This window comes from Streptomyces apricus (assembly GCF_008369065.1).
Classification (GTDB): domain Bacteria; phylum Actinomycetota; class Actinomycetes; order Streptomycetales; family Streptomycetaceae; genus Streptomyces; species Streptomyces apricus.
Genome location: NZ_VDFC01000063.1, coordinates 5,782 through 13,756 on the forward strand (window position 1 = coordinate 5,782; position 7,975 = coordinate 13,756).

Genomic DNA, 7,975 nt, shown 5'->3' on the forward strand with positions numbered 1-7,975 from the left:
GTGGTGGAGGGCCGCGAAGGCGGCGGTGGAGTGCGGGGGCATGGGGTCACGGTAGAGGGGCGACGGTTAGGCGGACGCCGAACCGTCGCCCCTACGGCGTCGTCTCGCCCRGTACCAGCGGACGGCAGACCGGCTGGACGTCCTCCGGGAGGTCGTCCGGCCGGCACCAGCGGGCCTCCAGGATCTCGGCGGGGTCCAGGCGCAGCTCGCCGCCCACCAGGCGTGCCTCGTAGGCCACTTCCAGCCGGGTGCGCAGGCCGCTGTTCAGCATCACCAGGGCGCCCACCTCCACGTCGAGCCCCGTCTCCTCCCTGACCTCGCGCACGACGGTCGCCCGGAAGTCCTCGCCCTTGTGCGCGAAGCCGCTCGGCAGCCCCCACTGCCGGCCGGGAGGCCACATCCGGTGCCGGAGCAGCAGGACCCGTCCCTCGTCGTCCCGCACGACGCCGGTCACACCGGCCACGAACTTGGCGTTCAGGAGCCACATGACGCGGTTCTGGAAGGGGCGCAGGAGCCGCCAGAGACGGGTGAGCAGTCGTCGCACCGGACCTCGAAAGGGATAAAGGGACAGCAGAAGCGGAAGCAGGGGTGTCGCCCGTGGAAAGACAGGACGGACACCACCGTCCGAAACGCTACCGCCCGGGCGACCCGCCCGTTCCGGCACGTCCGGTACGCCCGGTGCGGTCCGGGCGCGGTCCGGCGCCGGGTCCCCGCTCCCGGTGTCACAGGGGGCTGCTAGAACAGACACCCGCACGCCCCGCCTCACGAAGGTCGCCATGGAGCCTCTGGCCGATGTGCCACAACACACCTGCCGGATCGACCACTTGGAGACGTTCCACGGTCTCCCGGTGCTGACGTTCCCTCAGTTCTCGGACCTGCGTCCCCTCCCGGACGACCCGTCCTCCGTCGCGTGGCGCCTGCAGTGCCACTACTCGCAGGACGAGGACCTCGCATACATGGACCGCTTCCTCGCGTCCGTGCCGCTCGAAGAGGTACGCGCGCTCGTCCTCGGCGCCCCCTGGTACGGCAACGAGGACGACGGGGCCGAGGCGGTCGAAGAACTGTGTTCGCTGGCACCCCGTTTGAGTGCGCTGGAGGCACTGTTCCTCGGGGATCTCGTCGCGGAGGAGTGCGAGGTCTCCTGGATCGAGCAGTCCGACCTGACGCCCCTGCTGGAGGCGTACCCGCGGCTGCGGGAGCTGGGCGTGCGCGGCGCCGAGAAGCTGGTGTGGCCCGTCGTGCGCCACGAAGGGCTGCGCACCCTGCGCTTCGAGAGCGGTGGCCTGCCGGCCGCGGTCGTGCGGGACGTGGCGGCGTCCGACCTGCCGGCCCTGGAGTGCCTGGACCTGTGGCTGGGCGTCGAGGACTACGGGGGCGACGCCACCGTGGAGGACCTGTGGCCGCTGCTCACCGGGGAGCGCCTGCCGTCGCTGCGCCACCTGGGCCTGCAGAACAGCCCGTCGGCGAACGAGATCGCGGCCGCCGTCGCCCAGGCTCCGGTGGTGGCCCGCCTTGAGTCCCTCGCCCTGTCGATGGGCACGCTCGACGAGGAGGGCGCCATGGCCCTGCTGAGCGGGCAGCCCCTGACCCACCTGCGCCGTCTGGACCTCCGGGCCAACTACCTGGACGACGCCATGATGCTGCGGCTGTGGGAGACCCTCGAACCGGCGGGCGTCAGGGTGGACATGTCCGAACAGAAGACGGACGAGCGGGACGAGGACGGGCGCTACACCAGCGTCGCCGAGTGACCTCCCCTCCGGACCCCCGCCCAGCTCTCGCCCCCTGTTCCCTTCCCTCTTCCTCCTGTTCCCTTCTCCCTTCTCCCTGAGGCCGCCATGCCGCACCCCGCACTTCCCCGCGACGACCACGACCGGCTCATCACCAGTCGCCTGCTGGACGCCGAGGCGCCCTGGCTGGATCCCGACGAGCCCGTGACACCGGGCCACGTCCTGTGCGCCGCGCAGAAGAGCGACTCCGATCCGGCCGCGGTCCGCTCCCGCCTCGCCGAGCTGGGGTACCGGGTCCCCTCCCCCGAACAGCTGGCCACGGCCACCGAGGACGACCTGCAGCTGCTCAAGCTCATGCGCTACAGAAGCGAATCGTGGCTGGGCCCGGAGGACAGCGTCTTCCTCAGGCACCATCTCCTGCGGGCGGCGGACGACCTGAAACGGCCGCCCGCCGAGCTGGCGGCCCGCCTCGCCGGACTGGGCCTGCCGTCGCCCCCGCCGGAGAGCCTGCCGGGGTGGGTGCCGGAGTACGGGGACCTGACGCTCACCCGCTACGAGGACCGTCCCCTCCCCGACGACGTCCCCGTGCCCGTCCACCACATCCTTCAGGAGGCCAGTTACTGGGAGGTGGCGGACGACCCCCAGCGGGCCCTGCGCGAGGTCGTCTCGGTGTGCGAGCGCCTCGTCGAGCTGGGGTACCGGGTGGATCCCGTCGTCCTGGCCATGGACGCCGAGGACCTGACGCTGCTCGGCGGGAACCCGGGCGACGAGCACTACCGGCTGCACCTGGACCGTCCCGTACCCCTTCCCTACGTACTGCGTCTGGCCCAGGGCCTGGACCGCACCCCGGACGACATCGCGGCACGCCTGCACGCGTTCGGCCACCGCCTGCTGCCCGAGGGGCCGCTGCCCCGGTCCGTGGAGCCCGGGGACCTGGACCTCTTCGAGCGCGGCTGGCGGACGCTGCTCGCCCGGAACGACCCCGACTGGTTCGCGCACCTCGTCGTGGTCGGCGCCAGGACCGGGCGGGCCCCCGCCGACATCGCGGACCGCCTGCGGTCGCTCGGCTTCACCATTCCGGAGGCGGAGCTGCCCGCCGGGGTCTCGTCCGACGACGTCGGGCTCATCGACGGCCGGCCCGCCGTCTCCGGGGAGACGGTCTGGCTCCCGCGGACGGAGCCCGTGCCGGTCGGCCACGTCCTGTTCAGTGCGCACGCGCGGGAGACGGGCACCGCCGCGGTCGTGACCCGCATGAGGGAGCTCGGGTACACGCGCGTGCCCGACGTGCCCGACCGCAACGTCACCGACGACGACCTCCGGCTCATCAGCACGGCGGGGGACGGCTCCGCGCCGGTGCTGGCGGACACCGTCCCGTACGGCCGTGTCGTGGGGGCCGCCGCCGTTTCCGGAGCGGGACCGGAGGAGACGGCGGCCCGCTACCGGGGCCTTGGGTACACCGACGTCGTCCTCCCGGACGGTCCGCTGCCGGCGTCGGTCGACGGGCGGGACGCCCTCCTGACCGTCACCGGGACGGGCTGGCTGGCGCTCGACGAGGCCGTCCCCGTCCCGCACGTGGTGGCGCGGGCGCACGCCGAGGGCGCCGCCCCGGCCGAGGTCGCGCGCAGGCTGCGGACGCTGGGCTACCGGGACGTGCCGTCGGGCCTGCCGGAGACACCGCACCCCGGTGACCTCGCCATGATCAGCCGCGACGGCCGGCGGGGCGCGCCCTACGTCCCGCTCACCGGCGTCACGGCCGGGCACGTCCGGTGCGTGGCCGACGTCCTGGAGAGCAGTGCCCATGACGTCGCGCTGCGCATGCTCGACCTCGGCTACGCCCTGGAGTTCACCCCGCACCCCGACGACGCGGTGGTCGTCAGCCTGAACGCCGACGGCCGGGCGCCCTGGCTCGGCCGGGGCGGGAACCTCGGACACGTCCTGCTCGTCGCGAAGGCGCTCGGTCGCACTCCGGAGGAGGTCGTTGCCCGCCTCGCGGAACTCGGCTACGAGAAGTACGGGTTGCCCGGCACGGCGGCCGGTGACGAGGACACCGACGACGACATCGTCCTGCTGAGCGAGAACGCGGACGGCCGCGGGCCGTGGATCCGGCAGTGGTCGGCGGACCTGGGACACGTGCTGCGGGCGGCACGCGCCACCGGCCGCACCCCCCAGGAGGTCGGGGCGCGTATGGCCCTCCTGGGACACCACGTTCACGTACCGTCGCAGGCCCTCGCGAGCGATCTCGACCTGGTGGAGGCCCTGCCGGGCCCTCACCGCCCCTGGGGCACCGGCGACCTGCTGGCCGCGGCGAGCAGGACGGGCCGGAGCCCGGCCGACGCGGCCGCCCGCCTGCGCGTGCTGGGCAAGGAGGTCGCGGACCTCGACTACCCGACCCGGCGCCCCGCTCCGGGCCCGGCCCGGTAGAGGTACGGGGCCGCCGGTGGGCTCGCCCTCGGGCGCGAGGGAGGGTCAGGTCCCCCTGGTCCACTGCTGGTTCGTCGCTCCGTTGCAGGTGTACGTGATCAGCGCGGCGGAGTCGGCGGTGGAGGCGCCGTTCACGTCCAGGCACTCGCCGGTCGCGCGGGACCTGACGGTCACGTAGGAGCCGGTGGTGGTGAGCGACCACTGCTGGGCGGTCGCCGACGCGGCGCAGTTCTCCTGCGTGACGGTGCTCGCGTTCTCCTGCACGCACAGGGAGCTGCCCCGCACCACGAGTTGGTAGTAACCGCTGCCGACCGACTTGAACCAGTACCTCTGGTTGGTGCCGCCGTTGCAGGTGTACTGCTTGATCTGGGCGCCCGCCCACAGCGACTGGCTCGTGACGTCGGCGCACCTGGCGGAGTGGCGCGCGATCAGCGAGTTGTACGTGGCGCTCGTCCCGGTGACGGTCCCGGCCGCCGTGTCGACGGTGATCTCCGGCGACCAGGACATGGACATCGTGGTCGGGCTCGGGAAGGCGAGCGGCAGCCAGACGTACCGCGAGTCGTTCACCGTGCCGCCGAAGGAGTTGCCCCAGCGGTCGCCCATGTAGAGGTAGGAGGTGCCCGAACTCCCCTGCACGGGCAGGACGAAGGCGGTCTGCGAGTGGTACGTGGTCGAGTCGCCGACGTTCGACATCGCGGTCCAGGGGCCCGCGATCGAGGTCGCCGTGGCGTACTGCTGCTGGTTGGCGCTCCAGCCGGTCGCGCCCGAAGTCATCATGAAGTAGACGCCGTTGCGCTTGAAGAGTGCCGGTGCCTCGCGGTGGCCGCCGTGCCAGGGGTCGGCGACCAGGCTCGCGATGCCGGTGTAGTCGGCGGTCAGCCGGTAGATCTGCAGGTCGTAGTTCTCGCGGGCGGCCGAGACCATGTAGCCCGCACCGTCCGTGTCGACGAACACCGTGAGGTCACGGGACATGTGCGTGCCCAGCGGCCGGAAGCTTCCCCGCCAGGTGTAGTCACCGTCGACGGTGTCGGACACGGCGACCGCCGCGCGGGCCTCGCCGTAGTCGACGCCGTTCTCCTTGTGCATCCACATCACGAACGTGCCGGTGGACGCGTTGTACATGACCTTCGGCCGCTCGATGTTGGCGGTCGCCAGCTCCGGACTGCTCGCCTCGGTCAGGACGTGGTTGCGGAACTCCCAGTTCTTCAGGTCCGTCGAGCGGTACGCGTCCACGTACCGGAAGGTGTTGTCGGTGTTCCGGTTCTCGCCGAACCAGTAGTAGTACGCGCCCACCTTGACGACCCCGCCGCCATGGGCGTGCACCGGGTCGCCGCCGGTGTCGGTGAACTGCGTGCCGTTCGCGAGGGTCTGCGGGGCGGCCTGGGCCGGGCCCGCGGTGGCGAGTGCGCCGGCCAGGGCCAGGCAGAGGGCGAGGAGCACGGCGTACAGGCGTCTCATCTCGGACACGCTCCTTCGAGGGGCGTCGGGGGGTGAGGGACCGCGGGGGCGGTGGAAAACCCCGTGTGGGATCCCTGGGGGCACTGCTAGCTTCCCCGTCATGAAGCGCGCCCAGAAGACGACGACGCCGGAGAGTGTCCCGGCGCGCTGACTCATGAGCCAGTCCGAAGCCCCGGGGCGAGTGCCCCGGGGCTTCGGCGTACCCGGTCGCTCCCCCGCACGCCTTCCCGTTCGCGTTCGCGAGGAGACCACCATGCGGAACAGTGACCACAGCAGGAACGACAGCGACAGTGGCAGCAGGAACAACGACCACCGCAGACTCGGCCGTGAACTGGGGCTGTTCGACACCGATCCGCTGATCGGCGCCGGGCTGCCGTACTGGCTGCCCGACGGCGCGGTCGTACGGCACACCCTGGAGGAGTACATCCGCTCCGAGGAGCGGCGCGCGGGGTACCGGCACGTGTACTCCCCCGTGCTCGGCAAGCGCGAGCTGTACGAGATCTCGGGCCACTGGTCGCACTACGCCGAGGACATGTTCCCGCCGATGGACCTGGGCGCGGAACAGGTCGTCCTGCGGCCGAGCCTGTGTCCGCACCACGCGGTGATCTTCCGCTCCCGCTCCCGTAGCTACCGCGAACTTCCTTTGCGTATTGCCGAGTTGGGAGGCATGTACCGGTCCGAGCTGTCGGGTGTGCTCGGCGGGCTCACCCGTGTCCGCGCGATCCAGCTGAACGACGCGCACATCTTCTGCACCCTGGACCAAGTGGCGCGGGAGGCGGGGGCGGCGCTGGAGATGATCCGGCGGGCGTACGGGGCGCTGGGCATCCGCGCGGCCCGCTACCGGCTGTCGTTGCCCGGTCCCGGTGGCAAGTACGTCGCCGCACCCGAGCTGTGGCGGCGGGCCACCGCGGTCCTGACCGAGGTCCTGGACCGGTCCGGGCTGCCGTACGAGTCGGTGGAGGGCGAGGCCGCGTTCTACGGGCCGAAGATCGACGTGCAGGTGGCCGACGGGGCGGGACGGGAGTCCACCCTGTCCACCGTGCAGGTCGACTTCCACCAGCCCGAGCGGTTCGGGCTGCGGTACGTCGGGGCGGACGGGGGCAGGCACCGGCCGGTCATGGTGCACCGGAGCATCATCGGCAGCGTGGAGCGGGCCGTCGCACTGCTCCTGGAGCAGCACGGCGGGGCCTTTCCCGCGTGGCTCGCCCCGACCCAGGTGGCGGTCCTGCCGGTCTCGGACGCGGAGCTGCCGGACGCCGTCGCCCTGGATCGGCGCTGCGCCGACCTGGGGCTGCGGGCCGAGGTCGCCGGGCCGGAGCAGGGTTCGCTGGGCGCGCGGGTGCGGGCGGCGCGGCTGGTCCCGTACCAGGTGGTGATCGGTGCGAGGGAGGCGGCCGGGGGGCTGGTGGCGCTGCGGCTGGGGTGGGGGCGCTGCCGGCCGGGGACGCGCTCGGCCGGATCGCGGCGCTGACCGGGGCGCGCGGCACCGCGCTGTGGGAGGACGGCGACGCGCGGGAACGCGAACCTGACGTGGGCTAGCGTCGGTGCATGACCAGCGACAGCTCCCTCTCCTTCGTTGATGCCCTCGCCGCGGGGACCCTCGTCCTCGACGGCGGGATGTCCAACCAGCTGAGGGCGGCCGGGCACGACCTGAGCGACGAGCTGTGGTCCGCGCGGCTGCTCGTGGAGCAGCCGGCGGCGATCACCGCGGCGCACCTCGCCTACTTCGAGGCCGGTGCGGACGTGGCGATCACCGCCAGCTACCAGGCGACCTTCGAGGGGTTCGCACGGCGGGGCCTCTCGGAGGAGCGGGCGGGCGAGCTGCTGGGGCTCAGCGTCTCGCTCGCGCGGGACGCCGCCCGGCAGGCCGGGGCGCGGGGGGTGCGGCGGCCGTTGTGGGTGGCGGCGTCCGTGGGCCCGTACGGGGCGATGCTCGCGGACGGGTCCGAGTACCGGGGGCGGTACGGGGTGGACGTGGACGGGCTGGAGCGGTTCCACCGGCGGCGGATGGAGGTGCTGGCCGCGGCCGGGCCCGACGTCCTGGCGCTGGAGACGGTGCCGGACGTGGACGAGGCGCGGGCGCTGGTGCGGGCCGTGCGGGGGCTCGGGGTGCCGGCGTGGCTGTCGTACAGCGTGGCCGGGGGCCTGACGCGGGCCGAGCAGCCGCTGGYGGAGGCGTTCGCGGTGGCCGCCGACGCCGACGAGGTGGTGGCGGTGGGGGTGAACTGCTGCGCACCGGAGGAGGTGGAGACGGCGGTGCGGGTCGCCGCGCGGGTCACCGGCAAGCCGGTGGTGGTCTACCCGAACAGCGGGGAACGGTGGGACGCGGCGGCCCGGGGATGGGTGGGCAGCTCGACGTTCACCGCCGG

At 73.0% G+C, this 7,975-nt stretch carries 5 protein-coding genes and 1 pseudogene; 4 read left to right on the forward strand and 2 right to left on the reverse strand.

Annotated features, from left to right (window positions below; translation table 11 throughout):
* Positions 1-91: 91 nt before the first annotated feature.
* Positions 92-544, reverse strand: a complete 453-nt coding sequence (locus FGF04_RS32940) for an NUDIX hydrolase (protein ID WP_149515055.1) — start codon at positions 542-544, stop codon at positions 92-94.
* Positions 545-848: 304 nt separating this feature from the next.
* Between FGF04_RS32940 and FGF04_RS32945 the strand changes: the two genes are divergently transcribed.
* On the forward strand, positions 849-1,748 hold the full coding sequence (locus FGF04_RS32945) for an STM4015 family protein (protein ID WP_328596428.1): 900 nt from the start codon (positions 849-851) through the stop codon (positions 1,746-1,748).
* Positions 1,749-1,835: 87 nt separating this feature from the next.
* Entirely contained in the window at positions 1,836-4,148 is a 2,313-nt protein-coding gene (locus FGF04_RS32950; protein WP_149515057.1) for a wHTH domain-containing protein, read from the forward strand.
* Between the two features lie 45 nt (positions 4,149-4,193).
* Here FGF04_RS32950 and FGF04_RS32955 read toward each other — a convergent pair whose 3' ends face one another.
* Complete coding sequence (locus tag FGF04_RS32955) at positions 4,194-5,606, reverse strand: RICIN domain-containing protein (protein ID WP_149515058.1); 1,413 nt, start codon at positions 5,604-5,606, stop codon at positions 4,194-4,196.
* A 253-nt stretch (positions 5,607-5,859) separates the two neighbouring features.
* Here FGF04_RS32955 and thrS point away from each other — a divergent pair.
* Positions 5,860-7,145: pseudogene (gene thrS, locus FGF04_RS32960) on the forward strand (threonine--tRNA ligase).
* A gap of 9 nt (positions 7,146-7,154) precedes the next feature.
* Positions 7,155-7,975 (forward strand): homocysteine S-methyltransferase (gene mmuM / locus FGF04_RS32965; protein WP_149515060.1); only part of this gene is annotated, 821 nt, incomplete at its 3' end.